The following is a 26,589-nucleotide window of genomic DNA, read 5'->3' on the forward strand; positions in this document are numbered from 1 at the left end:
AATGTGAGGTGAAAATGTCCGTTTTAAGAAAAAAGGTTTTCATGGTTATTATGTTCCTGATTCCGCTTTTTTATCATTATGCGGAAGAACAAGCCGCAAACAGCGTATGCTTTCGCTGGGCTTTTGTGTACAAAGATGAAACAGGGGAAATACAATCTATCGATCACAATAAATACATTAACAACCTGACATCGGGGAATCGCCTGAAGATCTATCTGGAACCTGTTCGCAATGCCTATATCTACCTTATTCTATATGATTCGCGGAATGACCTGTTTATCCTTTTCCCGGATATGAAACGTGAATTTTTTGCCGATTATCAGACGGGAAAAGAATACTATGTTCCGGAAAAAAATATCTGGTTGTATCTTAAAAATGACGGCGGTATGGAAGTATTTCACCTTATTGTTTCCCGCACGCGGTGTGAAGGGCTGGAACAGGCAATCACGGATTACCTTGATCTTTTGGAAAAGGAATCCGTTACGGAGAAGATGATGAATATGGCAAAACAGTCCGTTCTTGAAGCGATAAGGGATTTAAAAAAGAGAAACAGTGTTTTTCAGGGTCCGGATGAACGGCCCCTCAGTATCGCCGGCGATTATCGGGGAGACAAGACGATTCGTCAGTTTATTGACAGGATTGAAGTTGAGAGTTTTTATGCAAAAACATTCCGGGTGGCACATTAACAGGAAAGTGCTGTTCCTCGGGGCGGTTATTACATTTATTTCGTTTTTACTCGCTTATCTGTTTGGTTTTATTATAGCGCCTTCATTCTTTGAATCCTGGCAGAACAAAATATCGGATGGTTTTTTCAAACTCAGGTATACACTTAACGGAAAGGGAGATATTTCTCCGTATATTATTCATGCCGTCCTCGATGACACGAGTTATCACTCCTTTGAAACGGCCGGTGATGATAATAATCTGTATTACAGAATTCTCTCGACGATCGCCAATGCCGGTGTAAAGGCAATCGCATGCGATATTTTTTTCAGTAAACGGGGCAGGTACCTTGAAGATAACCGTCAATTCAAGCGGGCCGCCGGGCAGGCAAAAATTTATGTTCCCGTCATCCTTTATCCCGAAAATTATGTGATCGGATTTGACCGGGCCGGTATCAATAACGATAATGAAGCACTTGTCGAGAAAAATCTCTGGTATCCCAAAGTACTGGGGAAAGGGAATCCGCCTGCCGCCCGGATGATCATAACGCCCATTCCCGATGTTGCGGAAAACGCTTGCGGTCTGGGACATATTACATGCGATCCGGATGTCGATGGGATCAACCGCCGGTTTCCCCTGTTGTATAAATATAAAGACGGATATTTTCCCGCCCTGGTGCTGCGTATGCTCGCCGATGTTCTGGGTGTCGCTTCCCCGGATATCGAAGTCTTCTTCGGCAGATATATCCGGCTCCCCGATGCACGGTGTGGTGAGTTCGTAAGAAAAGACATAACGATTCCCATTGATGCAAAGGGCCGTATAATCGTCAACTTTGCCGGATCCTGGGATGATTCCTTTATTCACTTTCCCGTTCATAATCTTCTAAAAACCGAAATGGATACCGGTCTCAAATTGAGACTTTACGATGATTTTGAAGGTTCGATTGTTTTGTTTTCCGATACTTCCACGAGAAATAAAGATTATGGCCCCGGGATTTTCGATCGCGTTTATCCGCTGAGCGGTCTGCATCTCAATATTGCAAATACGATACTCACGGGGGAATTCATTCATAAACCCGGAATCGGCATTCATGTCATCATCTCTCTTGTTGTTGCACTGATCTTCTGGGTGCTTTCATTTACGCTTCGTCCGGCAGGGTATCTTGTTTCTTCCGTTTGCCTGATTTTTCTTTATATGATTTTTGCGGCCTGGGTTTTTATCAGTGTTCGGGTGCTTTTGACGATGACCCACGATCTTGCGGGACTCTGCGTCGCGTTACTTCTCATATGTTTTTATCGTTTTGTTATCGAGGACCGGGAAAAAAGAATACTCATCGACAAAGCACTCACCGCGAAAAAGCTCAAAAATATAAATACGGAGCTCGAGGCCGCGAATAAAACACTCAAGCAGGTTGAGCGATACAGGGAGCACTTTGTACAGAATATTACGCATGAGTTCAGAACACCGCTGACGCTTATTCTCAGTCCCCTTGATACGCTTCTTGAAAATAATGAGATCAAGAACAAACCGGAAATACTTAAAACGCTCAGTATCATAAAACGGAACTCGCAAAAGCTGTTGTATTTAATAGAACAGCTTCTCGATTTGTCAAAAATAAAATCGGGGAAAATGGATCTTGTCATTAATCGATGTAATATTGTCGATCTTCTCTTTTCTCTTGTCGAGTATTTTCTACCGCTTGCGAAGAACAGGGGAATACGTCTGGAATTCAAAAAGAACGTCGACACTTTTTTTGTTCCCGTCGACAAGGAAAAATTGGAAAAAGTAATTTCCAATCTTTTATCCAATGCACTCAAATTCTCAAAAAAGGGCGACAAAATAATCGTGGAATGCATTCCTCCGGTATTCCTCGAAAGTCTAAAAATTGAATGGCCTTTTGAAAAACCGCAGGAGGTGTACGGCATAAGGGTAAGGGACACGGGAATCGGCATACCGGAAAAAGATCTGTCCGTTATTTTTGAACGGTATAAACAGGGGGAACAACGCGACCAAAACGCGAATTCCGGAAGCTGGAGTTTCGGAAGCGGGATCGGTCTTGCACTGGTGAGAGAATATATTGCCATGCATCACGGTATCGTTACGGTGGAAAGCAGACCCGGGAAGGGCACGGTCTTTGATATCTATCTTCCCGCAACGGATACGGCTTTTGAAAATGATCCCCGGTGTTCGGTAGAGACAGGATCGGAATCGGCCGGTTTTACCGGCCGATTCAAATCACATGCTGACCTTCTTTTTTCGGATCTAATGCAGCGGTCCGAAACATCTTCCGCTGAAATAAACGGCACATCGGGGAAACGGCACGGTACCATTCTTGTTATCGATAATGACGGCCAGATGCGTGATTACCTCCGGCTGGTTCTATCTCGACGATACAGCGTGTATGAGGCGACGGATGGGGAAGAGGGGTTCAGAATTGCCTGTGACAGTAAACCGGACCTTGTCATTGTCGATCTTCTCATGCCCCGGACGGACGGCATCGCTTTATTAAAGAAATTCCGTTCGAACCCTAAAACGGAGGGTATTCCCGTTCTTCTCGTCACGGCCAGAACAACCGAGGATATGACAAATACCGATGAAACCGTACTGCCGCAAGACTACCTCGTCAAACCGTTCGGTCCGCTCGAGCTGGAGACACGGGTGTCGAACCTTCTTGAAGCGGGCCTGTTCAATAAACTGCACATACAACCGCATGATGACAAAATGCGGGAAAGCCTGCCGGTCACGGACACCGGTATCGTATTTCCCGGCGATCCCGTTCTGTTTGTCGACGATGAAAAAGAGATGCTCGATGCGGAAAAGACCGCGTGCGCACAATACGGTATAACAAACAGTATCCTGTGCGACGACGGCCGCCGGGTCATGTCCCTGCTTGCAAAGAATTCCGTTTCCTGTGTCGTTATCGATCTCGCCATGCCCCATGTTTCAGGGAGGGACCTGCTCGAGAAAATAAAGCTGCATTATCCGGAGATTCCCGTTATTGTCGTAACGGGAATCTCCGCGATCGACTCCGCGGTTGACTGTATGCGGAACGGCGCTTTCGATTACCTGGTAAAGCCCGTCGAAAGAGAACGGCTTGCAACGGTCATCCGTCACTGTATCGAACGGCGAATCCTGACCGAAGAAAACAACAGGCTTCGAAACAGTCTTTCGGGATACGGTCTCATGTATCCCGATGCTTTTTCCAAGATAATCACCCGGAATGATTCAATGTTGACTATTTTTAAAGTGATTGAATCGTTTGCAGACAGTAATCAACCTGTTTTGATTTGCGGGGAGAGTGGTGTGGGGAAAGAGCTTATTGCCGAGGCAATTCACCTTTCGAGTAAACGGACGGGGAAATTCATTGCCGAGAACATCGCGGGACTGGATTCGACGATTTTTTCAGATACGCTTTTTGGACATGTAAAGGGAGCATATACCGGAGCCGTTACACAACGCAGGGGCCTCGTCGAAGAAGCTGCCGGCGGCACGCTATTTCTCGATGAAATCGGAGAACTCGATACGGAATCTCAGGTTAAATTGCTTCGTTTCCTTGAGTACAGGGAGTACCGGCATATCGGAAGCGATCAAACAAAACATTCCGATGCCCGTATTATTGCCGCGACCAATGTCAGTCTTGATGAAAAAATTGAAGAATGCCGGTTCCGGAAAGATCTCTATTACCGTTTTTCGCAAAAAATAACTATACCGCCGTTAAGAGAGAGGCTCGATGATGTACCTGTGCTGCTTGATTTTTTTCTGGAAAAATCGGCAAACGCGTACCATAAAGCAAAGCCGAAAATCGATCCGGAATTAATAAGTATCGTATCAAGTTATCATTATCCGGGCAATGTCAGGGAATTCGCCGCTATGATCGACCGGGCCGTGAATCTTCATTCGGGAGGAGGTGCGCTGGGAACCGCCTTCTTTCGCGATTATATCCGGCAGCACGGCAATAAACCGCTCATAAATATAGAAAAAACAACGCGCCCTTCGAGTTTAATTACGTATTCAGGGAATTTCCCGACCATTGACGAGGTCGAATACTTTTTTATCCAGCAGGCAATGAAAAAAGCAAATGGAAACCAGCGTATCGCCTCAAAATTACTGGGTCTTTCAACGTCCGCATTGAATAGAAGACTTAAAAAAGGAAAGATCATGTAATGATCGTATCAAGATCGTCTGTTGTCCGATGTTTTCCGAATCCGACTCTTTTTTGATGCTGCGGGTGTTGTTGGGGAGGATCATCGCGTCCGTCGTTTCCGCTTACCGGGGCAGTGCATTCTATACACATGAAAGAACAGGTAAAGTAAAACTCATTTGTAGCTACTGAACATTTATATTATTATTGAAATACTAATAATTGCGCGCCAAATCAACAAATATTACTATTATGGAATTAATTTATGGATTAAATTTATGTATAAACAGTCCGGGAATAAGGTTGTGTAAAATGCCGGAAGCTGATTAAGCATTATCCGGTAGGTAATGCAATAAGGGATGAAGAATAATTGACGGTTTTACATCTTTGCCGGATGAGTGTCCGGATTGACAGGTAATCAACTTCGTTGAAGTCCAATTGTAAATGAAATAAGGTGGTATTCAATAAAGTTGAATTCCGATCGTCGTTACAATGAGGTGGGCCAATGCAAAAAAAAGGAACAGACATAGATGCTGTTCCTTTTTAATTTGCTTTCACCGTTAAACTTATTCTTTCAGAGCCCCCAGGGTGACTCCCGCTATTATATACTTCGATAATAAGAAATAAACAACAAAAAGCGGGAGGACTGTTAATGTCAGCGCCAGATAAACCGCTCCGTACTCGGTCCTGTAGATATCACCGCGCAAAAGACTCGCCATAATAGGCATTGTATATTTATCACTGTCGGTCAGTAATACCAGAGGCAGAAACAACTGGTTCCAGTTGAATACGAATATGAATATGCCCTGGACGGCGAGAGCCGGCTTCATGATTGGCATGATTATCCTGTTAAAAATATAAAACTCTCTTGCTCCGTCGATTCTTGCGGAATTGACAATATCAAGCGACAGTGTCGCCAGTAAATACTGTCTCATAAAGAATACGGTGGCCGGTGCTGCTATTGCCGGAAGTATCAGGGGCCAGAAACTGTTGGTCCAGTGGATCCGGTATATAAACTGGTAAAAGCCTATGGTAAACACCTGAACCGGGAGCATGAGGACCAGCATAATGAACGTAAAGAAAGGTCTGCGCAGTCTCCAGTCATATGCCACAATACCATATGCGGTAAGTGAAGAAAAGTATAACGCGCATATAGTGGCTCCCACGGATATTATCATCGAGTTTATAAAGCCGGTAAACGGATCAAAACTTTTTCCGCTAAATATAATTTTAATGTTATCGAGTAAATGAGTTGAGGGTATCAGTGAAACCGCAGTTTGCTGGATTTCATATGTTCCTCTTGTTGCATTCACAACCATGGTAAGAAAGGGGAAAATACTCAGTATGGATAAAAAGATACATACCGTGTATATAATGGTCTTGTTGATTGTCTGTGCGGTTTTCAGGCTGCTTTTATCTATTGTTATCATTATGCACCTCCCTCTGCTGCGGCTTTCCGTTGTACTCTGGCAGCATCCTTTGCCGCTTTAAGCAATGCTTTCTTTTCCTTGCGAAACCTTACTTCGTCCTTGTCCCGCAGGATATAGAAAAGGCCTGCCGAAAGAAATCCGATTATGACAAACATAACCATACTTGCCGCAGCCGCGCGGTTAAACAAGTAGCTTCCTGCAAAAGCCTGGTTGTAAATAAACATACTTGTGGTAAGGGTCGCATTATCGGGTCTTCCCAGATTGAACAGCCACGGAATGTCGAACATCGTCAAACCGCCGATTAAACTGGTGACAAGAATATAGAGGATTATCGTTCTCACACTCGGTAGTGTTATATGTAAGAACATCTGTGGTGCCGATGCTCCATCCATTTCGGCGGCCTCAAACAGCGCCGGGCTGATGCTCATGATCCCGCCGATAAGTATCAGCATTGTATTGCCGTACCACATCCAGAACTGGATAAACGCGACGATCAACCGCGACGCCCATGCCGACTGTAAAAAGAAAAAAGGTTCCTTTCGCATACCCAGGCCCATCAGTATATCGTTGATGGGTCCCTTCGGATATCCAAACAGAACGTTGAAGAGGATGGCTATCGTTGCCGCCGTAATTATATTCGGCATATAGAAAAGGACTTTGAAAGCCCCCTGACCGCGGGTTTTCAACCGGGCGTTTGTAAACCAGGCAGCAAGGAGAAGCGCAAGTCCCAGCTGCGGAATAAAGTTGAAAACCCAGATTATCAACGTATTTAACAATGATATCGTGAATGAAGGGTTGGCAAGTATGCTTTTGAAATTTCCGAATATATCCGGTAATATCTTGAAATCGGTTTTTCCTATACCCTTTAAATCCGTGAAACCAACGGTAATAGTGTATATAACCGGATATAAGGCAAAGATCAGGAATGCCACGACAAAAGGAATAGAGAATATATAGCCGTATTTTGCATAGCTGACACTCTTCTGACGTATGCGATGGATTCTGGTTTGCGCCATGGGTTTTAACCTCCGGTAAAATTTATTGTGTCTTTTATTTTCATATATCAGATATTAAAACTGTAAGGTCCGGCAATTTTACTCCCGCCGCCAGATACTGAATGTTACGTGGAAGAGTAAATATGAATTGCCAAAATAATACCTGCAATTCATGAAATGCCAATTACAGGCTCAAAATGAAGCCCCACAATAATTAAGAAATATCGGATACAAAAAAATATGGAGCGAACGGATGAATCCGTCCGCTCCAGTCTTTTAGAAAACTACTTTACGACGATATCGAGGTTGTCGGCTACCATCTGTTTGAAATCAGCAATAGCCTGCGCGCGAGTTTTGTTGCCGGAAGTATATTCCCGGACCTGATCGCGCCAGAATCTGTTAATCGTTTCGTCGTACTGGGTTTTGTTTTTACCGGTTGCAAATGCGCCTGCAGGGACAAATACGTCAAACATATTCTGTCCGCCGAGGAACTTGAGTTTACCGTCTGATTTAGCCATGACCGTACCGGAAGCGACAGCATCTTTTGTCGGATTGTCGGGATTGAACGTTCCGTTTGCCCAGTAGTACTGGAGGCCTGTGTTGGAACAATCAAGTGTGATCCATTCAATGATCTGGCCCAGAACTTTTTTGTCAACTTTGGTGTTTTTATTCGCGATAACCCATGTTCCGCCCCAGAAGAAACCTACCGGCGGTTCACAAATAGCCCAGTCGCCGTATGTATCGCCGCAATTATTTGCCATGACATAGTTGATGAGCCATGCGGGACCAAAGTAACCTAAAATCTTTTTTGGGCCGGCGTCTTTCATGTCTGCAAACCAGGCATCCGTCCAGTCCTGTGTATCATTGTGGTAACCATTGTCCTTGAGTTTCTTTGCAATGTCAAGGAAAGCTTCCCGATCAGGATCGATATTGAGTGCGCCGTTAACAATCCAGCCCTTTTTTGAGCCGTTTTCTACAGCATGCCATACATCGCCGTCACCGGAAACGATTCCGTAACCTTTTGCTTTCAGGGCAGCGGCGGCTTCAAAAAATTTGTCCCAGCCCGGGCCGATTTTGGTTTTGATAACTTTGGGATCATCCGTTCCCCAGACGGCCTTGGCAATTGAACGGCGATAAATATAAGCACCGCCTGTTGCCTGATAACCGAGACCAACAAGATCGCCACCAGCTCTTGTACCGATATCGACAGTATACTGTGCGATATCACACTCTTTTAATTTTTTTGCTACATCGATGCCGAGGCTTTTATAAGGGGCAGCTTGAGTAGCCATGTCACCCTGTGTGTACTTGAGGACGAAAGCGGATTCAGCTGTGTAGATATCGGGAGCATCTGCACCGCCGCCGACAAGGGCCTGGTCAAGAGCCGGCTGATAAGCACCGTCTGTGGTTGCTATAATAGTAACTTTGACTTCATAATCGAAATCCGGATGCAGTTCCTTGTACTTGTCAAGCATTTTGGGAACTTCATCTGTAAAGCTCCACAGATTGATGACTTTCGAACCACCGGTACTTTCTTGAGTTCCGGTTGCAAACACCATGCCGACTGTCAGCATGAGCAATACAAGTATTGCCATAATTTTTTTCATGTAATTCCTCCTTGTAAACTTTCTATATTTGCCCTTTAAAACTAAAGGAAAAATTTCATTGCATAATAACACAGCTTTTTTTAGGCGTAAAGTACTTTTTGTTGATTTTTTCTAGAAAGTTGATAGAATAAACCGGTTTTTTTATCATTTTGAATGATCAGTATACTATCTCCCGGGATCGATTATCATATACCGGTTGTCGCCCGCATACCCGTACCAGTCAACGCCGTCTCTGCCCGGGTCAGTCTCGCCTTTGATTGCTGCGGCGAAAACCCGCCGGGCGGTTTTCGGAAAAAAGTTGCCTAAATGTCTGTCGGGTATGGCGGTATGGATAGTAATAGGCTTACGGACATGATTCTCCTGTTTTCCCGGTTTAAAAATTGATGTTTGAAGGGGGGGGATGGTATATGTGTTTTTCAGCGACGAAGTATCCAAAAAGGTGAATAATGACTCGTATACAAAGAAATAAAGTTATTTCGACCCGGTAAATGCTGAAGAATCTTGAACAATTGTCGTAATTTCCTCCAAGGGGTTTGTCTCATATTCTTCTCAATATCCATCTGTTTGAATGTTTTCTCAAATTCTTCGATGACTTTGTTACCATATTTCTCTACAAACGCAAAAAACAACTCCAACAGTCACCGCACGGGCCGGGTGATACGAGAGCAATTCAAATCCGCATGCAGCAGCGTGAACTTTCGATACATAATTTCCGTGATATACATGTGTGCGTGTTCCCGGCTTTTCAATATGACGGCGTGATACCGGTTCATTCGTTGTTTTCCCCATTGACGTTCCTGAAAATATTTGTTCTCCTGTATTGTATAACGATGAAAAAATATACACTGTATTGATTTTTTTAGGGAAACAGTAATCATCCCGGAAAATTTCTGCCGTCATCGGCATTTCATCCGCTTTTTCAATTTATAAAAATCCTGTTTTTCCTCACCTGAAGCATTCCTGTTCTCCTTGACGAATGCCGTATTCCGTGTTATAGTCATGCTGCTTTGAACAGCAAAAAACAAGAAGAGGCCCGGCGATGGGCAATGCAATATCTTCCTTTTCCTCATCGCCTTGAAGCCATTAATGCAAAAAAGGAAAAAAACATGAGACACCTGATTGTTCTGTTATTATCACTCATCATCTTCACGGGATGCATGCCGTATACAGGAGACAGAGAAAAACCGGGCGTGTATATCTATTCGGTTACCGCGCCCCCGATTAGCCGGGAACAGATCACCCTCAAGAACAACGCGGATAATGAGGCGGATATATCCAACTGGAAACCGGGAGATATTAATGATCCGTGGGCATACAATATCCCCGAAGGAACGATTCTCACCGCGTACGCGAAAAAGAAATTTCCCCAGTCAACCATAGGGTTCCAGATCAACGACAGCGATGAGATTATCTATTTAAGGGATGACTCGGACAACATCATCGATACCTGGTCGAATTGATATCAACCGCTTTATTCAAAATGCAGGAGAGACGAGATGAATCGATGTTAGCCATTCGCAATGCGAGACACCTGCATCGGATATAATCCCCGTATCCTAATGGTTTGCCGTAATTATACGGTAGACATTCAAGAAAAACTGCACATCCATTCCGTTTCTTTCCGCGAATTCCGGTGCGCCGATTCTCTCTTAAATACCCCTTCCGAAATCACTCTCGGACCGGACACGGTGCCTGCATGATTTCCGGAACAAAAAGCTTCCTGCTGTCTTCCAGCAGTTTCCTGAGTTTTTTTCTGTTATTCCTGCTCCACAGATATAGCGTGAACCACCCGTAGGCATAGAGACACGCAAGCCAGATTCTGCCCCTGAACAGGTTTTTAAGCATTCTCCTGATCGAATAGAAGCGTTTCATGTATTGTATCGTCCATATCTGGAGGTGGTAGGGTGACATCTTTTTCGGGAGAAATACCGTATTGAAGGCGTCGTAGCGCTCCCATTCGTAACAGAGTATCCTTCCTTCATTGTCCAGCTTCCTGTAATGATCGGTACCGGGAAGGGGGGTGATAATCAGAAACTGGACCGTCTCGATTTTATTCTGTTTGACAAAAGCGAGTGTTTCCCTGAAGGTCTCCTTGCCGTCCGCATCGGAGCCGAAGACGAACATACCGTGAATCTGGATTCCCCGTTGGTGTATTTCCCTGATTGATTCGATGCTTTCGTTCAAGGTCTGGCCCTTTTTGTACAACTCGAGAGTCTTCTGATTCACGGATTCAAAACCGATGTAAAATGTCTTGAATCCCGCCTCCTTCATCAGATCGAGAAGTTCGGGGTCCTTTGACACATCCACCCGCACCTGTGCGGAAAAATCCCGGATATGATGGGTAATACCCCGTTCCATGATAATCCGCCTTAACAGACGCTTTGTCCTTTTCCTGTCCGCGGTGAAATTGTCGTCATAGAAAAAGACGTGTTTGCTTGATGTGGCGGAAAGGTCCTGTATAATGAGATCGTCGGAGCGGGTTCTGTAGCGGCGGCCGAGCATTGCGGTAACTGAGCAGAAACTACAGTCATAGGGGCACCCCCGGGAGGTCATCGCGATGCCGATAATGGGTTTGTAGTTGACGAAGAGGGACCAGTCCGGTGTCGGCACATCGTTCATATCGACCCTTTCCGTGACAACGGGGTTGTGTATAAACCTGCCGTTCTCCTTCCGGCTAAGCCCCGGTATCCCCGTTATATCGTCACCCCGATTGAATGCATCCAGGAACGGAACAAAGGTGTTCTCCGCCTCCCCCCTGAAAACAAAATCTCCGTACTGCAAGGCCTCTTCCGGTTTGAATGTCGCATGAACCCCGCCAAAGAGGATCGGAATATTCTTGTTCCGCTGTTTGTTCAGGATTCTTGTCGAATGGGCAAGCCGGTAGCCTTCCGGTGCCGTGGATGTGATGATGGAAAAACCGATCATATCGGCCCACATGATAAGATCATAGGTAAGCGGCGTGGTCTCCTGGTAAATTATTTTTACATTATATCCGGCGTTCCGGGCAAGGGTTCCCAGAATGGCGAGTCCCATACGCGGTATTTTAAACATCGTATAGATATTGAAATCCGGAGATTTCGGCTCTACAAGTAAAACATTTCCGACCGTCCTCTCCGAAGTCAACTGTTCCATATCATCATCATATATGTCCGTTTTTTTCATTATTACCTCCTTTTCATTGCATGACAGGCGGAGAAGCGGGAATGTTGCATAAAAAAACATATTTTTTCCTTGCTGCAACATATCGGTCTTCCTTCCTGTCTTCATTGGAAAGAATGGATAAATATTTTTGACAAGGTTGAACAGAGGGGATTAAAAGGGTATTGTAGAAACAAAATTACCGGGAGTAACCGGTTTTCCCCTGTTGGAGGTACAGATGAAATTACTTTGTAGCAGTGGTATTGAAGTCCTTGTGCCGGATACCGCGCCGGCCGGTTTGTGTGACGCCGCACAGGTGATTATCGCGATCGTTCCGCTTGTCAGTGTCATCGTCCTTGGGATACTCGCCTATTTTTTCATGTTTTGGGATCATCAGAAACGATTGATAATCATTCAGAAGGGCGGAACGCCGCCGCCGCGCAGGATCGATGATAAACTGCTGCTTCTGGGTATTGTCGCCCTGTTTATCGGCGTCGGTCTTACCGTTTTTTTTGCTCTTTACAACGGATTGAATCCCTCCCTTCTCGGCGGTATCATACCGATAACGGCCGGTCTGGGAATCATTACCTATTATGGTATCATGTATAGGAAACATCATTAAAATAAGGTATGGAGAGAGAGGATGATGATGTCCTGGTGCAAAAGGTCAAAAACGGTGATATCGATGCGTTTAGGGGAATCGTACGGCGGCATACGGGAAGGATCTATTATCTTGGTCTGAAGTTTTTTCATGACCACGATAACGCCGAAGACTTTACCCAGGAGGTGTTTTTAAAGATTTTTAAAAAACTCGATTCGTACAAGGGGAAAGGACTCTTTAAGGCATGGCTTTACAGGATCGCATTCAATTGTGCGGTAAATCAGTACCATGCGGAAAAGGCGAAAAGGGAAGTGATAAGAGAAGTAAATATCGACCATGTTGAAGAAGATTATCTTGTTGACCGGCGTGAATCCGTGGAAAGCGGGTTCCTGAAAAAAGAACGGAGCAGGAGGGTGCGGGAAGTTCTTGGAGAATTGCCGGATACATTCGCAATCGTCATCAAAATGTTCTATTATGACGGTTTGTGCTATAAAGATATCGCACGGATCATGAGGGTGCCGTTGAATACGGTCAAATCGTTCATTTTCCGTGCTAAAAAGTTGATAAAAAAAAAGCTGGAGTTATGAACAGCGATATATTATACATTATCGTAGAGAGTGAATGTTTTGTTTTTTTAACGGCAGACAGCACGAGGGAGGATTATCATGGATGATCATCTTGAATCAGAATTGGAGAACATACTCAAACAAATTGAGTTTCCCGGCGAAAGCTGGAATGAAATCATGAAACAGATACGCGGGAGAAATCTGGAAAATAAAATCATGAAAAAGATCCATGGAAGGAACGAAAGGGCGTGGAGGGTATATTTCTGGATTGTTTTCACTATACTGAATTTTTTGATTCTCTCCGTCATGGGAACGAACAAGTATATCATCACGGACTATTTTTCCCTTAATAACGACCTTGCGGCGCTTTTTTTCCTTTTTCTGGGAATTTCATTACTGGGCGGATTGATCGGTCTTATTGCCAACGCCAATACGCCATGGTTCGACAAATTCAGGCACGGAGTTCTTGGCGAAAGGGACAAAGAGACGGGCCGCTACGGGAAAGGATTACGGGAAAAGCGGGAAACCGGGTGGTTTGAAGACGATCAGACCATCAGAAAGCATTTCTCTTGACATGCCCGCCGTTAACCGTCGTTACCGGCTTCCGCGGTAAAGGAGATACAGGGTATAAATGCCGATAACAAACGATATCGTGAATACCATACGCGAACCTCTCATTATTCTTGATCAAAAATTAAAAATAGTGTCGGCAAACCGCTCATTTTATGATTTTTTTCAGGTTTCGGCTGAGGAGACCGAAGGACAGTTCATTTATGATCTGGGGAACAGGCAATGGAATATACCCAGATTGAAAGATCTTCTCGAGACGGTTTTATCCGAAAAGAAATGTTTTGACAATTACATTGTAGAGCATACGTTCGATACAATAGGTCATAAGGTGATGTTTCTCAACGCACGGCAGGTGCGTACGAAGTATGGAATTTCAAAATATATCCTTCTTGTGTTTGAAGATATTACCGAACGAAAAAGAATTGAAGAGAAAAACACGAACCTTTTCATTGAACTTCAAAAGGCACTTGAACAGATTAAAATATTGCATGGTATAATTCCGATTTGCGCCTGCTGCAAGAAAATAAGAGACGATAGCGGGTATTGGGATCAGTTGGAGGCGTATATAAGCAAATATTCGGAAGCGCAATTCTCGCACGGTTTATGTCCCGATTGTGCGGTGAAACTATATCCCGATTTATGCAAAAATGATCAGTGAATAATTCCTACATCAAAATAACGTTCACGCCGATTGAGCAGGCACTGAGTGACAGCGAACAGATTAAAAATATCCAGTCTCCCTTTTTTGCCCGCGTCGCTGTTTTTGCGTGTTCCTCCGTATAACAACGCGATGCCATCGCTTCCGCGATCTCGTCCGCGCGGCGGAATATGCCGGTTAGAAGGGGGCGTGCCAGGGTGACGAGACGGGCGGCCGGGTTCTTTCTCGTGCCGATACAACGCGAGTGCGACGCCTCCGTAATCTCTTCGTATTGCCTCATCAGGACGGGAATAAAACCGATCGCGAGACCCATCATGACGGCAATCCTGGAAGCGGGGATGAAGGGTATGCGGTATAAAAGCCGGTACACGGCTTCGCGCAGGTCGCTTGTCCTGGTTGTCGAAGTGAGAACAAGCGAAACGAGAATGATCATGGTGAGACGGGCCGTGAGAAGCAGTGCTTCTGTTAATCCTGAAAGCGGCGGGAGGGAGAGCCACCCCCACCGGCAAATCGGTTCGGCTTCCTCGGACCAAGCGCGTACGAGAAAGATGACTGCCATGAAGACAAAAAAGTACTGTAATTCGGTAATGATCCGGTTTGCCTTGATTCCCGAAGACGCGGCGGCCGCGACGAGGAAGGGGGCAAGGACGGCAAGACTCGCGAACCGGACGGTCATGACCGTGACGCAGACTGAGAGAACGGAGATGAGTTTTATCCGGGCGTCCCGGCGGTGCATGAACGAATCGCCGGGAATATAATGGAAGAGCGTTATCCCAGCCATGTATATTCCTCGATCGAAAGGCACCGGCATGAAGGGCGGTGGACGCCGCGGGAGACCGCAACCCCGATTCCCTCTTCCGGCAATCCGTCGAATACCAGGCGGCCCCTTTCAAGGATGAGAAGCCGCGTCGCGTGGGCGAGTACTTTTTCGAGGTCGTGCGTGATCACGATAATGGTTTTTCCCTTTTGATGAAGCCCGATGATCCGTTCGAGGATCGACCTGACCCCTGGAAAATCGAGCTGGGTAAAGGGCTCGTCGAAAACGATGATATCGGATTTCATGGCGAGTACCCCGGCGATAGCGCAGCGCTGTTTTTCTCCGCCCGAGAGGGTATAAGGAAGCCTGTCTTTATGACTATCAAGCGATGTTTCCGCGAGTGCCTCGTCGACGCGCCGTGTTACCTCGTCGTTTTCCAGGTTCAGATTCCTCGGTCCGAATGCGACATCGTCTTCGACCGTCTGACCCAGTATCTGGCTGTCCGGATTCTGAAACACCAGCCCGATTTTTCTGCGCGTGCGGGCGAGGTCTTTCAATACCGGCTTTCCTTCCAAGAGCACCCGTCCGGATGTGGGGGCGAGAAGTCCGTTGAGGTGTTTCATCAGCACCGTCTTTCCCGAACCGTTTTTCCCTGCGATCACGAGAAACTCACCGCGCCTTATCGTGAACGACACATCGAACAATCCCCCGCCGCTTCCGGGGAAGGTTCTGGTGAGATGTTCGGCACTCAGCATCGTGAGTCTTCCTGCCGCATGAAATGCATCCGCGCCGGGCTGATCATCCGGTAAAGGATAACGGCGGCGGCGATTTTGATTGAATCGGGGATCAAAAAGGGAAACATTCCCACAAGCATCGCCCTTTCCCATGAGATGCCCGTCTGTATTTTCAGCCAGGGAACCCCGGCAGCGTAGATGACAAGCGAAGCGGCTCCGAGGGCCGCGATATTCCTCGGTACCGACGTTTTCCCCGAACAGGAAATAAAACCCGCCGTCCACGCGGCGGGAAGATAGGCGAGGAGGTACCCCCCGCGGGGTCCGGCCAGGTGGGCGATACCAGCACCCCCGCCCGCGAATACGGGAAGACCGACTGCCCCGCAGAGGAGGAAAACGAATACGCTCATCACACCCCATCTGCTTCCCAGAAAAAGGCCCGAAAGGATGACAAAAAAGTTGGTGAGAACGACCGGGACCGGCCCGATCGGGATGACGGCATATGAGCCCAGTGCCATAAGGGCCGTAAAAAGCGCCGAAAAGACTATCATTCGTAAAGGAATCGGTTTGTCGTGCTTCATCTATGTTTCCTTTGTGAGGGTATGCACTCCCCGAAGAACGCATGGCTGATCGTTCCGTCGTCCTCCTTTATAAGGAGGTCGCCGTGCGGGGTGATGTCGATTGCGTGACCCCGTTTGAGCTCTCCGTTGAACGGAATGACCATGACATAGCGGGAAAGCGTCGAACAGTATCGCTTGTAGAGGGAAAGCGTGGTCCCGTTAATAGTATCCTGCTTCAATCTGTTGAATCGCAAGAGAAAATGCGTGAGAAAAATCCGGCGTGAAATACGGCGGCCCGTCAGCATCGAAAGGGACCGGGCGGCATCGAGATTGTCCGGCAGCCGGTTATTGAGGTTGACACCGATACCGAGGATAAGTGAGGATATGCGGTGACCGCATCCGCTGATCTCATAAAGGATTCCTGCGATCTTTTTATCCTCGATCAGTATATCGTTTGGCCATTTGATACGGGCGGCTATGTTGAAAAGGGACGCGGTCGTCTCGATGAGGGCGATGGATGCGGCGCAGACATAAAGAAATCCGTACGACGGCGGAACCGTCGGCCGCAGTAAGAGAGAAAAATAGAGTCCGCCCTCCCCGGAATCCCAGATCCTGTTCAACCTGCCCCTGCCTTCGGTCTGCGCGCCGGCAATGATGAGTGTCCCTTCGGGACAGCCTTTCACTGAGTGTTCACCGGCACGTTTCATCGTCGAATCCGTCGATGTATGGTAATGGACGAGGTGTTCGGCGCCGGGAAACTCCCAGGGAAGCAGAAGGTCGTCGTTATCGAGCAGATTGTACCCCCGCGTGGAGGTCCTTATTTCATAACCGAGTTTGATCAGTGTCTGTATCTGTTTCCATATGCTCACGCGTGAGATCCGGAGTTCTCTGCTCAATCGTTCGCCGGAGACGGGGGAAGAAGCTTCCCTCAGCATGGTAATGATTTTCCGTTTTGCCGTATACACCTTGCGTTAACCTTTGCTAATCCCGAGGTTAACAGGAACATTGTGATGTGTCAAGCTTTTTACGGAAACAGGAGGGTTCCCGCCGTGCGCGATTGCCCTTTCCTCTGCTTGTCAAGACGATGATACAGCGCTACAATCACGATATGAAAAGAACTTCCGGTATCGCCGGCGGCCGCAAAAGTATGGTTTCAAGTTTCCTTTTTATTCTTCCCGTTCTCATTATTACCGGGCTTCTTCTTGCTTTGATCGTCAATTTCCTTCATGGTAAGTTTTCCGGCAGGCTTATCAAGATTTCGGTCGTCAATTCCCTGGCCCTCTCGGGCGGCGTACTGTTGAACCTCTTTATCACCAGGATGCTGGTTGTCAGGATAAAACCGGTGTATGTCGTTTTGATATCCTTCGGTTTTATTGCAGCGGTAAGCGTCTCCGGGTTTCTCTTTATTCTGATACTCGAACCATTTTTTTTCCTGTATGGCGCGCGACTTATACAATCATATCTTTTGATCAACTTTGTGTTCGCCCTGTCGCTGACGGTTATCTCGAGCGGGTTTTTAGTGTATCAGCACAGACTCATGGAAAAGGAAAGCGTTATCGGTACCGAACGCCTTTTGAGAAAGGAAATCGAACAGAAACTCTACAACGCTAAAATACATCCCCATTTTCTGTTTAATTCGTTGAATCTGATTGTGTCGATGCTCGGGGAACCGGAGAAGGCGGAGGAGGCCCTCACGATATTGTCGGAATTGCTGCGGTACCACCTCGATGAGTCGGCAGCGGAAACCGTCCCCCTTTCGAAAGAAATGGAAAACGTGAAAAAATACCTCGCCCTGCAGAAGATGCGCTTCGGGGAAAGGCTTTCCTTTCTGATAACGGGAAAAGCGGAAGGGGTGGTTCCGCCACTCGTAATACAACCCATTGTGGAAAACGCCGTGAAACACAATATCAAAACCGTCAAACACCTGCATGTCGATATTTCTATTAATGCCCCGGGCGATACCATCGCCGTCTCCGTTGCCGATTCGGCCGGACTTGTTTCCGAAAGCATGATCGGAAAAGGCTCCGGCCTGAGTATCACAAAAAGAAGAACGGAACTGGCGGGCGGCCGGTTTTCGATCGATGGGGGCGCCGTTATCATGACGTTTCCGCAGTCAATGCCGCCTGTAAGGAGCGGGCGGTGATAACCGTTATCGTGGCTGATGATGAAGCGCACGCGCGAAAAAGATTATGCGCGCTTTTGGGCCGTTATCCGGAGATAACGATCGCGGGTGAGGTTTCGGACGGCGATTCACTCCTCGATTGCCTGACCGCCGGGAATGTCGACGTCGCTTTTCTTGATATTAATATGCCGGGGGCTTCCGTTTTTTCCACGTTATCCTCGCTTCCGGACCCCCCGCTGATTGTCTTTCAAACGGCATACGCCGATTACGCCCAGGATGCTTTTGAAGTCGAGGCGGTCGATTACCTGATGAAGCCGGTCGGCAGGGAAAGACTCGACAAGTGCGTTTCAAAGATAAAAAAGGCATTATCGCACAGGAACCCGGAGCGTATTTCATACCCCGAGCGGATCTCCGTAAAATACGGGAGTATCATGAAGGTGATCGAGGTCAATGGAATATTTGCCGTCAGATCGGAAGAAGGTTTCAGTTTTATTTATACGCAGGAAGGCCGGTTCATATCCGACCGGTCGCTTCATTTCTTCGAGGGGATGCTCCCCGGAACAAGATTTTACAGGATCAGCCGGACGGCAATCGTCAATACCGATTACGTGAAAGTGCTTCACCCGATGTTCAAAGGATCGTACAGCCTGGAGTTGAAAAACGGTTTGACAATGAATGTCTCCAGACGACGGATGAAGCGGTTGAAAGAACTGCTGCAATTTCTCTGACCACTCGGGCTGAGAATTCGACCGTTTATACGGAATTCCCGACCGTTCATCCGATTTTTATTGCGTAATACCACAAACGGCGTCATATTTTACCTTGAAATCAATTTCGAAAGAAATCAATGGTAAAAGGAGACAACTTATGAAAGGAAAGCTTTTTGTAATTTTTATCATGTTTGGGGTGTGCTGTCCGCAGATATTTCCCTTGGAGATAAAGGTGAATTCCGAAGCCTTACTGCGGGAGGAAGGAGTCTATGAAGATGATTATATTTTTGCCGGAAACGAACTCGAGTTTTCTGGGAGCGCCACGGATCTGTTTTTTCTCGGAAAGACACTGAGGTTCAAAGGCGGCACCGAATCCGGACTCTATGCGGTCGGTGAAACGGTTATCATCGACGGAACGGTTGCAAACGACTTTTTCGGCGGGGGGAGAAGGATCGAAGTCAACGGGAAGATAACGGGGACCGTTTTCATGGGTTCGGGAGAAGCATCCTTTTCAGAGGATTCGGTTCTGGACGGGAGCCTTTTTATCGCGGCCGGAAACGTCAAACTGAACGGTACCGTTAACGGCGACGTTTATGCCGGTTCCGGATTGCTGTATATCGACGGGACGGTGAACGGCAATGTAACAACCGGAGCCGGTGAGATCGTTATCGCTGAAAACGGAAGGGTGAACGGGGATTTCGAATATTCGACCGAAAACAAACTCAATGCTGACGAAGAAAAACGGATAAGCGGGACGATCACCTTTGAAGACGCCGACCTGCTGAAGGATTTCAGGCATTCCGAAGCGGCGCGGTTTATTATGATGATTTCCATCGTTCTCTCGATCATGGGATTTCTTTCCGTGCTGGTTTTCGGACTCCTGTTACTGCTTCTTCCGGCGTTGAGGAATTTCAAGCATGCGGAAAACCACAGGCAGTTCTGGTATTATCTCGTATGGGGTTTGATCCCCTTCTTCATCTATCCGATGGCGGTCACTGTTTTGATGATTCTGGTCGTCACCATTCCCCTTGGGTTCATTGTTCTTCTGGCCGGCTTTCCCCTGCTTCTTGTGACGCAGGTTTTGGGCATCACCGCTTTCGGTCAATATCTGTTTAACCTTTTCGGGTGGAATAAGCCGAACCGTTTCCTCCACTTTCTCTTCGGGTTCGTATTTTTTGTGCTTATCGGGATCATTCCGTATGTCAAGATAATCGGAACGATCTTCTTTTCGTGTATCGGTTGGGGGATAATTCTGGAAAAGACGTTCAGAACCAAATTCGTAAAAGTCGAGAAAACCGCTGAGAAGGCGTAACACGATAAGGCGGGTTTCGAAAAAAACGGGTCCGAAGGGGCCCGTTTTTTTTACCTATTTTTTTCGTACCCGGCGAACGGGAACGTACCCCCGCCGCTTGCGGCCGGTCATCCCGGTGCGGCAATACCGGCTTTCAGGTTATGATTGATTCTCGTCCGCTTTATGATATGCTCCGTCCATACCATCACGATTAAAAAAAAGAGAATGTCATGACGCTGATGAAAAAAAAACGGATTCCATGGTTATTGCTGCTGTTGTTTCCTTGCGGTTTTCAAGTGCTTCATGCCCAATCATTGTCACCGGGGGACATCAACGGCAACGGAACCATCGACATCGTCGATGCGCTTCTCGTCGCACAACGATATGCCGGTCTTATCGACGAGTTTCCGGTATCAGGCACCGCTACTCCGGTCCCGGAAGCTTCGCCGGCGCCGGGTGGGGGCTTCTCCGGGATTCGGACACATTCAACGGAAGCACGACGAATATGCGGCTTCCGAACTGGTGTGTCGCTTTTCAGTTGAACGTTCCATGATTGTTTTACCGGCCGGTCGAATAGTCGGCCGGCAACGGCGGCAGACGGCTTGCCGTCTGCCGCCCGCACGGCGGACGAACTAGAAGGAAACCGCGGTTTGAAGCATTTCCTTGTTGGGATTCTCATTCATGGTTCGCGAATCCTTTCCATTGAATTGTGGTTTGAACTCGACATGCTCCGCGATAATGTGAACTTTTGATTTCACTTTTCCGTCATTACCCGTCCATCTGTCCTGTTTTAACCTGCCGACAATCCTTACGCCGCGTCCCTTTTTGAGGTACTCTCCGCAAACTTCAGCAAGACGAGACCATGTGGTGATATCAAAGAATGATACCTCTTTTTGAAGTTCGTCTTCCATTTTAAAGAAGCGGTTCGATGCAATCGCGAATTTACAGACGGATGTGCCTTTCGGTGTTCGATTAAGCTCCGGATCCTTGACAAGGTTTCCTTCAAGCAGGATCGAATTCAGGTTGTTCATACAATTCCTCCTTATATTAATTATTCGTGTATATATGTATTAACTACTAAAATGTGACCGTTGCTTTTAATTTCAAGAAAAAAAGCGAGGAATTTTGAAAAAAATAACCTTCTCCGGGAAAACGAGTGAGTGAGTATTTCTCTTTTAATCCAGGATACATATGAGGCGGGTGAATTATCAGGTATGGTGGGAAGCGATAGCGGAAAGCGGCCTCTGGTGCGGCGCCCACAGCCCCGGCGTGCGTGATATATGAGCCGGTGAGACGGCTCTCGCGGCGTCCCGGCCGGGACAAACCGGACCGCTGGGGTTGTGCGGCAGCGTGCTGCATCCGGCCGCCTTAGGAAATCGACCGGTAAAGTAGCCCGGCAAATATGCAATTGAAGACAATAGGTTATTCATCGAACACCTCCCATAATAAAAAAGACCTGCCGATCTCCTTCTTTATTTAAGGTAACTGGCAGGCCTTGTCGCACCCTCACTCAATCTGGTTAAAATATACTAACAGGTATTTGGGAAGTCGAGTAAAATAAATAAATTGTGAAGTATATTCTGCGGGGGAGGATGCGGCCGGGACGAAATTTGCCGATTCGGGAAAAATTTAGTATATTTATCTCGGTTTCAAGTTTCCATTAAAAATTCGTGGTAAAAGACCTCCCATATGACCATGCCGGTATTGGTTACCGGCCTCAAGGAGCAGTTGGACACGCTGCTCCTTTTTTTACGATTGGTGTAAGGGGAGCAAATACGCTGCTCTTTTTTTGAGGATAGAGAGGAAACAGTTGTGAGTATTGATGAAATAAAGAAACAATACCCGGAAAAATTCCCGGATGAAGAACAGCTTTTCAGCCATATTCACCGGGGGGACCGGATATTCATTCATTCCGCCTGTGCCGAACCGCAGTATTTGATAACGTCGCTTGTTTTGTACGGGAAAAAGAACCCAACGGCTTTTTCCGATACCGAACTCCTTTCCCGGTGGAATCTGGGCGCTTCTCTGTTTTCGGAGGACCATGATCATGACTTTTTAAGACATAATTCCTTTTTTATTTCGGAACCGGTCAGAAGCCCGGTTAATAATGGGCTTGCCGATTACACGCCGGTGTTTCTTTCCAAAGCGCCGCAGCTTTTTTCAAGCGGACATCTGCCCGTCGATGTCGCCCTGATTCAGGTCTCCTTTCCGGATGAGTTCGGTTTTGTGAATCTCGGTGTTTCGGTCGATATTGTTCCGGCGGCCATCGAAGCCGCATCGATCGTGATAGCGCAATGCAATTCGAATGTTCCGCGCGTTCCCGGCGACGGATTTCTGCACATCCGGGATATCGATTTCCTTGTATTTCGAAATGAAAGGTTACATGAGTTCTCCGGAGTCGAAGAGGATGCAACCGAGGCTTCCGGGGCGACCGCGCGGATCGGTGAGTATGTTTCACAGCTTGTCTCCGATGGAGACACGATTCAGGCCGGATATGGTGTTATTCCGAATGCGATCATGCCGTATCTTTCCAATAAAAAGAATCTGGGTGTTCATACCGAACTACTCGGCCCCGGAATTATCGGACTTATCAAACAGGGCATCGTCGACAACAGCATGAAAACGATCGACCGAGGCAAGACGGTCGCTTCTTTTTGCATGGGGACGCAAGAAACCTACGGTTTTCTGCACGACAATCCCGGTATCGAGTTCAGGACCATCGATTATACAAATGATCCGCTTCTCATTGCCCGGCACAGGCGTATGACCGCGATCAACAGCGCGCTTCAGATCGATCTGACCGGACAGGCGTCCGCGGAATCCATCGGAAAGGCATTCCATGCGGGGATCGGCGGGTATGCGGATTTCATGCGCGGCGCCGTACTCGCTCCCGAAGGGAAAAGCATCCTTGCACTGCATTCCACCGCCCGCGACGGTTCGGTTTCCCGTATTGTTCCGTTTTTAGGGACGGGAGCGGGTGTTACATTGAACAGGGGAGATATCCATTATGTGGTTACCGAGTACGGCATCGCGTACCTTCACGGCAGGAATATACGCGAGCGCGCCATGCAGCTTGTTTCGGTCGCGCACCCGAAGTTCAGGGCATGGCTGTTCGAGGAAGCCCGATCGGCACATCTCATCCACAAGGATCAGGTATTCATTCCCGGCGAAAGGGGAGTGTATCCGGCCCATTACGAGATATGGAGGACCACGAAAAAAAACTGCGAGATATTCATCCGGCCGGTGAAAATAAGTGACGAGTCGTTACTCAAGGATTTCTTTCACAATCTGTCTGACTCCTCACGCTACAGGCGTTTTATGACGGTGAGGAAGGAGATGTCCCGCAAGCGACTGCAGGAGTTTTCGGTCGTCGACTATAGCCGAGATATGATCATTGCCGCCGTTCTGAAGAAAGGCGCCGTGGAAAAGATTGTCGGGATCGGGCAATACGTGACCGACACGGACAGCCATATGGCGGAAACGGCATTTGTCGTTAGGGATGACTATCAGCGGATAGGTATCGGTACCGAACTGCTCAAGCATCTTGTCTATATCGCAAAATCTTCAGGTCTTCTGGGATTTACCGCGGATGTCCTTATCGAAAACCGGGCCATGATTATTCTCTTCGAGAAACACTTTCCGGACATTAGAAAGCACTTCAGGGAGGATATCTGCGAACTCGTCATGCATTTTTAGCATGCACCCCATCCGCTTACAGGTCGAGATATCCTTTTTCTATCAGCTTCTGCTGTGCCCGTTTCCCGAGTTCTTCACCCCACGTCTGGCCCGCGTGCATCGATTCCTCCGTAATTTGGGGCTGTACCTTTACCATTTTCTTTCCAACCGGCGATTCGTAGAATCGTATGAGTGCCTTGATTTCATCGTGCGAGAAATATTTATCGTAGATGGGAACAATGAGTTCGATTATGTCGTTGGGATTGACTTCTTTCATGAACTCAAGCCAGAACTCTTCGGGAACGTCCGGCAGTATATTTTTGAATTGTTCGATCAACGCATCCATAACCTGGATTCCCATTTCGGCGGAACCGGACATCTTCATCAATTTTCTGATATCGTCCTGTTTCGCATCGGCATAAACTCCCGAGAGTATTAATCCCAATAAAACGAACGAAAGCGCTATTTTTTTCATCGATTACTCCTTTTTCAGCACCGGGCTGATATACATGATTCGTCATTGCCGGGACAGGGAGAGGAAACATCCGGCGGCACCCCCGGGCTTGATGAAAGTATATATGGTTTACGCCATTCGTGCAAGACGGCGGTTTCAAAATGCGGTGATAAGCGGACGAACGCCTCAGGAAAGAAGCACCTCGTCATTGGCGAACTCGCGCCGCCGGATTTTATGGAATTTGTCCACGAGTTTTTCGATGGTCAATCCTTCCTTTTCCCTGCCTGCGACATCCAGGATGATTTCTCCGTTGTCCATCATCAGGAGACGGTTGCCGTATTTGATCGCCTGTGCCATGTTGTGCGTTATCATTATAGTGGTGAGCCGGTATAGCTCTATAAAACGGGTCGTGAGTTCGAGTACCAGTTGGGCGTTTTTGGGATCGAGTGCCGCGGTGTGTTCGTCCAGGAGGACGAGCTGGGGGGCCGAGAGAACCATCATCAGCAGGGTGAGGGCCTGGCGCTGGCCGCCGGAAAAAAGCGAGACATTGTCTTTCAAACGGTTTTCCAAATTCATATCCAGTTTTGCGACTTCCTCCCTGAAGCGTTTCCGCATTGCGCCGTTCAGACTCACCACCGGCCACTTGAAGCCCTTTTTACATGCCAGCATCATGTTGTCCTCGAGACTCATATTACCCGCCGTTCCCATCATCGGGTCCTGGAATATCCGGCCGATAAAGCGCGCCCGCCTGTATTCGGGGACACGGGTGATATCCCTGTCGTTCAGATATATTTTCCCCATTGTCGGTTTGTAGGTCCCCGCGATAAGATTGAAAAGGGTGGTTTTACCCGCGCCGTTGCTGCCGATTATCGTAATGAACTCTCCTTCTTCGATCGTCAGATTGATGTTTTTCACCGCGTGATTTTCATCCGGTGTTCCCTGGTTGAAAATGACGGAAAGATGTTCTATCCTGATCATTCGGATCTCCTTCGTTTTTTCCTGTAATACTCCCTGAAGAGGATTGCCGCCAGACAGCCCACGACAAGAGACACCTGAACGAATTTGAGGTCGGAAGCTTCGAGGAAGGGGATATCGAAAATCAGAATCCTGGCTCCGTACATCACCGCGGTGAAAATTATCGAACCCATGATCACATTCAGGGTCAGCCAGAAGATATTGTTGGATCTGATGAGGAACTCCCCGATCATGACCGAGGCGAGCCCCGCGATGATGATACCCTGACCGAGGCCGATATCGGCGAAATTCTGGTACTGGGCGGCGAACGCGCCCGAGACGGCCACAAGGCTGTTCGACAATCCCACTCCGATGATTTTGATGATTTTCGGATTTACCCCTTGTGAAACGATCATCTGCTGGTTGTTTCCAAGGGCGCCGATAGTCAGACCGAGGTCCGTCCTGAAAAAGAGGTCGAGGAGAAGTTTGATGATCAGGATTATGAGGATAAAAAGCAGCATATAGGAAATCTCCCTGGTAAAGCCGAAACGGAGATTCAGGAACCGGTAGACATCGGAGAGAATGGTTTTGACATTCAACAGGGAGACATTCGATGTGCCCAGAATACGGAGATTGATCGAATAGAGAAGGATCATGGTGAGGATTCCCGCAAGAAGATTCGGTATTTTGAGTTCATTATGCAGGACCGCAGTCAGCATCCCGGCTGTAAATCCGCCGGCAAAAGCGATACTCAGGGCGAACCATAGGTTGCAGTTTCTGGTGAGAAAGGCCGCCATGATCGCCGCGCCCAGGGGAAAGGTGCCGTCGACGGTCAGGTCCGGAAAATCGAGAATACGAAAGGTGATAAATACACCCAGGGCCATGATCCCGTAAATACACCCTTCAATAATAATTCCTTCAACCATGTTTTTACCGCCTCTTTTAAGGCACGAGCCCCGGAAGAAC

25 protein-coding genes are annotated in these 26,589 nt (G+C 47.5%); 12 read left to right on the plus strand and 13 right to left on the minus strand.

From position 1 onward, the window contains the following. The first annotated feature begins 41 nt into the window (after nucleotides 1-41). Both JW881_07505 and JW881_07510 read left to right on the plus strand, forming a co-directional pair. Entirely contained in the window at nucleotides 42-686 is a 645-nt protein-coding gene (locus tag JW881_07505; protein ID MBN1697344.1) for a DUF4384 domain-containing protein, read from the plus strand. After that, the gene (locus JW881_07510) at nucleotides 658-4,827 is read left to right on the plus strand and encodes a sigma 54-interacting transcriptional regulator (GenBank protein ID MBN1697345.1); all 4,170 of its coding nucleotides are present in this window, start codon (nucleotides 658-660) and stop codon (nucleotides 4,825-4,827) included. Before JW881_07505 ends, JW881_07510 begins: the two co-directional genes overlap by 29 nt. 543 nt (nucleotides 4,828-5,370) lie before the next feature. On the opposite strand, the gene JW881_07515 is transcribed toward JW881_07510, so the two are convergent. From JW881_07515 to JW881_07530, 4 genes are all read right to left on the minus strand, one after another. Then, entirely contained in the window at nucleotides 5,371-6,234 is an 864-nt protein-coding gene (locus JW881_07515; protein MBN1697346.1) for a carbohydrate ABC transporter permease, read from the minus strand. Further along, entirely contained in the window at nucleotides 6,234-7,226 is a 993-nt protein-coding gene (locus JW881_07520; protein ID MBN1697347.1) for a sugar ABC transporter permease, read from the minus strand. The genes JW881_07515 and JW881_07520 overlap by 1 nt, the downstream gene beginning before the upstream one ends. 287 nt (nucleotides 7,227-7,513) lie before the next feature. Then, the gene (locus JW881_07525; GenBank protein ID MBN1697348.1) at nucleotides 7,514-8,836 is read right to left on the minus strand and encodes a carbohydrate ABC transporter substrate-binding protein; all 1,323 of its coding nucleotides are present in this window, start codon (nucleotides 8,834-8,836) and stop codon (nucleotides 7,514-7,516) included. A 597-nt stretch (nucleotides 8,837-9,433) separates the two neighbouring features. Then, nucleotides 9,434-9,736: a hypothetical protein gene (locus JW881_07530; GenBank protein MBN1697349.1), complete on the minus strand. Its 303-nt coding sequence runs from the start codon at nucleotides 9,734-9,736 to the stop codon at nucleotides 9,434-9,436. Between the two features lie 206 nt (nucleotides 9,737-9,942). On the opposite strand from JW881_07530, the gene JW881_07535 reads away from it, so the two are divergent. Continuing rightward, entirely contained in the window at nucleotides 9,943-10,296 is a 354-nt protein-coding gene (locus tag JW881_07535) for a hypothetical protein (GenBank protein ID MBN1697350.1), read from the plus strand. A gap of 208 nt (nucleotides 10,297-10,504) precedes the next feature. Here the strand turns inward: JW881_07535 and JW881_07540 are convergent, their stop codons facing one another. Next, nucleotides 10,505-11,998, minus strand: coding sequence for a B12-binding domain-containing radical SAM protein (locus JW881_07540; GenBank protein MBN1697351.1), 1,494 nt, complete (start codon nucleotides 11,996-11,998; stop codon nucleotides 10,505-10,507). 214 nt (nucleotides 11,999-12,212) lie between these two features. Here JW881_07540 and JW881_07545 point away from each other — a divergent pair, with 214 nt between their 5' ends. The 4 genes from JW881_07545 (at nucleotide 12,213) to JW881_07560 (ending at nucleotide 14,369) form a co-directional block, all read left to right on the plus strand. Next, entirely contained in the window at nucleotides 12,213-12,596 is a 384-nt protein-coding gene (locus JW881_07545) for a hypothetical protein (GenBank protein MBN1697352.1), read from the plus strand. 8 nt (nucleotides 12,597-12,604) lie between these two features. Then, nucleotides 12,605-13,162: a sigma-70 family RNA polymerase sigma factor gene (locus JW881_07550; protein ID MBN1697353.1), complete on the plus strand. Its 558-nt coding sequence runs from the start codon at nucleotides 12,605-12,607 to the stop codon at nucleotides 13,160-13,162. A 78-nt stretch (nucleotides 13,163-13,240) separates the two neighbouring features. Further along, nucleotides 13,241-13,714, plus strand: coding sequence for a hypothetical protein (locus tag JW881_07555; GenBank protein MBN1697354.1), 474 nt, complete (start codon nucleotides 13,241-13,243; stop codon nucleotides 13,712-13,714). A gap of 58 nt (nucleotides 13,715-13,772) precedes the next feature. Beyond that, the gene (locus JW881_07560; GenBank protein ID MBN1697355.1) at nucleotides 13,773-14,369 is read left to right on the plus strand and encodes a PAS domain-containing protein; all 597 of its coding nucleotides are present in this window, start codon (nucleotides 13,773-13,775) and stop codon (nucleotides 14,367-14,369) included. Nucleotides 14,370-14,376: 7 nt separating this feature from the next. Here JW881_07560 and JW881_07565 read toward each other — a convergent pair whose 3' ends face one another. Genes JW881_07565 through JW881_07580 form a run of 4 tightly spaced genes read right to left on the minus strand, consistent with a single transcriptional unit; the run spans nucleotide 14,377 to nucleotide 17,382 of the window. Continuing rightward, a complete protein-coding gene (locus tag JW881_07565; GenBank protein ID MBN1697356.1) occupies nucleotides 14,377-15,150 on the minus strand; it encodes an energy-coupling factor transporter transmembrane protein EcfT in 774 nt (257 codons plus the stop codon). After that, complete coding sequence (locus tag JW881_07570; GenBank protein ID MBN1697357.1) at nucleotides 15,138-15,881, minus strand: ABC transporter ATP-binding protein; 744 nt, start codon at nucleotides 15,879-15,881, stop codon at nucleotides 15,138-15,140. The genes JW881_07565 and JW881_07570 overlap by 13 nt, the downstream gene beginning before the upstream one ends. Beyond that, the gene (locus tag JW881_07575; GenBank protein MBN1697358.1) at nucleotides 15,875-16,438 is read right to left on the minus strand and encodes a biotin transporter BioY; all 564 of its coding nucleotides are present in this window, start codon (nucleotides 16,436-16,438) and stop codon (nucleotides 15,875-15,877) included. Before JW881_07575 ends, JW881_07570 begins: the two co-directional genes overlap by 7 nt. Further along, entirely contained in the window at nucleotides 16,435-17,382 is a 948-nt protein-coding gene (locus JW881_07580) for a biotin--[acetyl-CoA-carboxylase] ligase (protein MBN1697359.1), read from the minus strand. Before JW881_07580 ends, JW881_07575 begins: the two co-directional genes overlap by 4 nt. Nucleotides 17,383-17,429: 47 nt before the next feature. Between JW881_07580 and JW881_07585 the strand changes: the two genes are divergently transcribed. From JW881_07585 to JW881_07600, 4 genes are all read left to right on the plus strand, one after another. After that, on the plus strand, nucleotides 17,430-18,560 hold the full coding sequence (locus tag JW881_07585; GenBank protein ID MBN1697360.1) for a histidine kinase: 1,131 nt from the start codon (nucleotides 17,430-17,432) through the stop codon (nucleotides 18,558-18,560). Next, nucleotides 18,557-19,267, plus strand: coding sequence for a response regulator transcription factor (locus JW881_07590; GenBank protein MBN1697361.1), 711 nt, complete (start codon nucleotides 18,557-18,559; stop codon nucleotides 19,265-19,267). The genes JW881_07585 and JW881_07590 overlap by 4 nt, the downstream gene beginning before the upstream one ends. Nucleotides 19,268-19,406: 139 nt before the next feature. After that, a complete protein-coding gene (locus tag JW881_07595; protein MBN1697362.1) occupies nucleotides 19,407-20,561 on the plus strand; it encodes a polymer-forming cytoskeletal protein in 1,155 nt (384 codons plus the stop codon). 209 nt (nucleotides 20,562-20,770) lie between these two features. Continuing rightward, nucleotides 20,771-21,082: a hypothetical protein gene (locus JW881_07600; protein MBN1697363.1), complete on the plus strand. Its 312-nt coding sequence runs from the start codon at nucleotides 20,771-20,773 to the stop codon at nucleotides 21,080-21,082. 90 nt (nucleotides 21,083-21,172) lie between these two features. Here JW881_07600 and JW881_07605 read toward each other — a convergent pair whose 3' ends face one another. Further along, nucleotides 21,173-21,571: a single-stranded DNA-binding protein gene (locus JW881_07605; protein MBN1697364.1), complete on the minus strand. Its 399-nt coding sequence runs from the start codon at nucleotides 21,569-21,571 to the stop codon at nucleotides 21,173-21,175. 781 nt (nucleotides 21,572-22,352) lie between these two features. Here JW881_07605 and JW881_07610 point away from each other — a divergent pair. After that, nucleotides 22,353-24,236, plus strand: a complete 1,884-nt coding sequence (locus tag JW881_07610) for a GNAT family N-acetyltransferase (GenBank protein MBN1697365.1) — start codon at nucleotides 22,353-22,355, stop codon at nucleotides 24,234-24,236. 16 nt (nucleotides 24,237-24,252) lie between these two features. Here the strand turns inward: JW881_07610 and JW881_07615 are convergent, their stop codons facing one another. The 3 genes from JW881_07615 to JW881_07625 all read right to left on the minus strand — a co-directional run bounded on the left by JW881_07615 (nucleotide 24,253) and on the right by JW881_07625 (nucleotide 26,549). Then, entirely contained in the window at nucleotides 24,253-24,690 is a 438-nt protein-coding gene (locus JW881_07615; GenBank protein MBN1697366.1) for a DUF2059 domain-containing protein, read from the minus strand. A 165-nt stretch (nucleotides 24,691-24,855) separates the two neighbouring features. Next, a complete protein-coding gene (locus tag JW881_07620) occupies nucleotides 24,856-25,647 on the minus strand; it encodes an ATP-binding cassette domain-containing protein (GenBank protein ID MBN1697367.1) in 792 nt (263 codons plus the stop codon). Next, a complete protein-coding gene (locus JW881_07625; GenBank protein MBN1697368.1) occupies nucleotides 25,644-26,549 on the minus strand; it encodes an ABC transporter permease in 906 nt (301 codons plus the stop codon). The genes JW881_07620 and JW881_07625 overlap by 4 nt, the downstream gene beginning before the upstream one ends. Nucleotides 26,550-26,589: the final 40 nt, after the last annotated feature.

This window comes from Spirochaetales bacterium (assembly GCA_016930085.1).
GTDB lineage: Bacteria > Spirochaetota > Spirochaetia > SZUA-6 > JAFGRV01 > JAFGHO01.

Bases quoted from the DNA above. Each gene is read 5' to 3' on its own strand.
- JW881_07550 (MBN1697353.1), top strand. From the start codon at position 12,605: ATGGAGAGAGAGGATGATGATGTCCTGGTGCAAAAGGTCAAAAACGGT.
- JW881_07605 (MBN1697364.1), bottom strand. From the start codon at position 21,571: ATGAACAACCTGAATTCGATCCTGCTTGAAGGAAACCTTGTCAAGGAT.
- JW881_07510 (MBN1697345.1), top strand. From the start codon at position 658: ATGCAAAAACATTCCGGGTGGCACATTAACAGGAAAGTGCTGTTCCTC.
- JW881_07525 (MBN1697348.1), bottom strand. From the start codon at position 8,836: ATGAAAAAAATTATGGCAATACTTGTATTGCTCATGCTGACAGTCGGC.
- JW881_07560 (MBN1697355.1), top strand. From the start codon at position 13,773: ATGCCGATAACAAACGATATCGTGAATACCATACGCGAACCTCTCATT.
- JW881_07620 (MBN1697367.1), bottom strand. From the start codon at position 25,647: ATGATCAGGATAGAACATCTTTCCGTCATTTTCAACCAGGGAACACCG.
- JW881_07530 (MBN1697349.1), bottom strand. From the start codon at position 9,736: ATGACGGCAGAAATTTTCCGGGATGATTACTGTTTCCCTAAAAAAATC.
- JW881_07515 (MBN1697346.1), bottom strand. From the start codon at position 6,234: ATGATAACAATAGATAAAAGCAGCCTGAAAACCGCACAGACAATCAAC.
- JW881_07555 (MBN1697354.1), top strand. From the start codon at position 13,241: ATGGATGATCATCTTGAATCAGAATTGGAGAACATACTCAAACAAATT.
- JW881_07505 (MBN1697344.1), top strand. From the start codon at position 42: ATGGTTATTATGTTCCTGATTCCGCTTTTTTATCATTATGCGGAAGAA.
- JW881_07600 (MBN1697363.1), top strand. From the start codon at position 20,771: ATGACGCTGATGAAAAAAAAACGGATTCCATGGTTATTGCTGCTGTTG.
- JW881_07570 (MBN1697357.1), bottom strand. From the start codon at position 15,881: ATGCTGAGTGCCGAACATCTCACCAGAACCTTCCCCGGAAGCGGCGGG.
- JW881_07540 (MBN1697351.1), bottom strand. From the start codon at position 11,998: ATGAAAAAAACGGACATATATGATGATGATATGGAACAGTTGACTTCG.
- JW881_07535 (MBN1697350.1), top strand. From the start codon at position 9,943: ATGAGACACCTGATTGTTCTGTTATTATCACTCATCATCTTCACGGGA.
- JW881_07625 (MBN1697368.1), bottom strand. From the start codon at position 26,549: ATGGTTGAAGGAATTATTATTGAAGGGTGTATTTACGGGATCATGGCC.
- JW881_07615 (MBN1697366.1), bottom strand. From the start codon at position 24,690: ATGAAAAAAATAGCGCTTTCGTTCGTTTTATTGGGATTAATACTCTCG.
- JW881_07575 (MBN1697358.1), bottom strand. From the start codon at position 16,438: ATGAAGCACGACAAACCGATTCCTTTACGAATGATAGTCTTTTCGGCG.
- JW881_07595 (MBN1697362.1), top strand. From the start codon at position 19,407: ATGAAAGGAAAGCTTTTTGTAATTTTTATCATGTTTGGGGTGTGCTGT.
- JW881_07565 (MBN1697356.1), bottom strand. From the start codon at position 15,150: ATGGCTGGGATAACGCTCTTCCATTATATTCCCGGCGATTCGTTCATG.
- JW881_07545 (MBN1697352.1), top strand. From the start codon at position 12,213: ATGAAATTACTTTGTAGCAGTGGTATTGAAGTCCTTGTGCCGGATACC.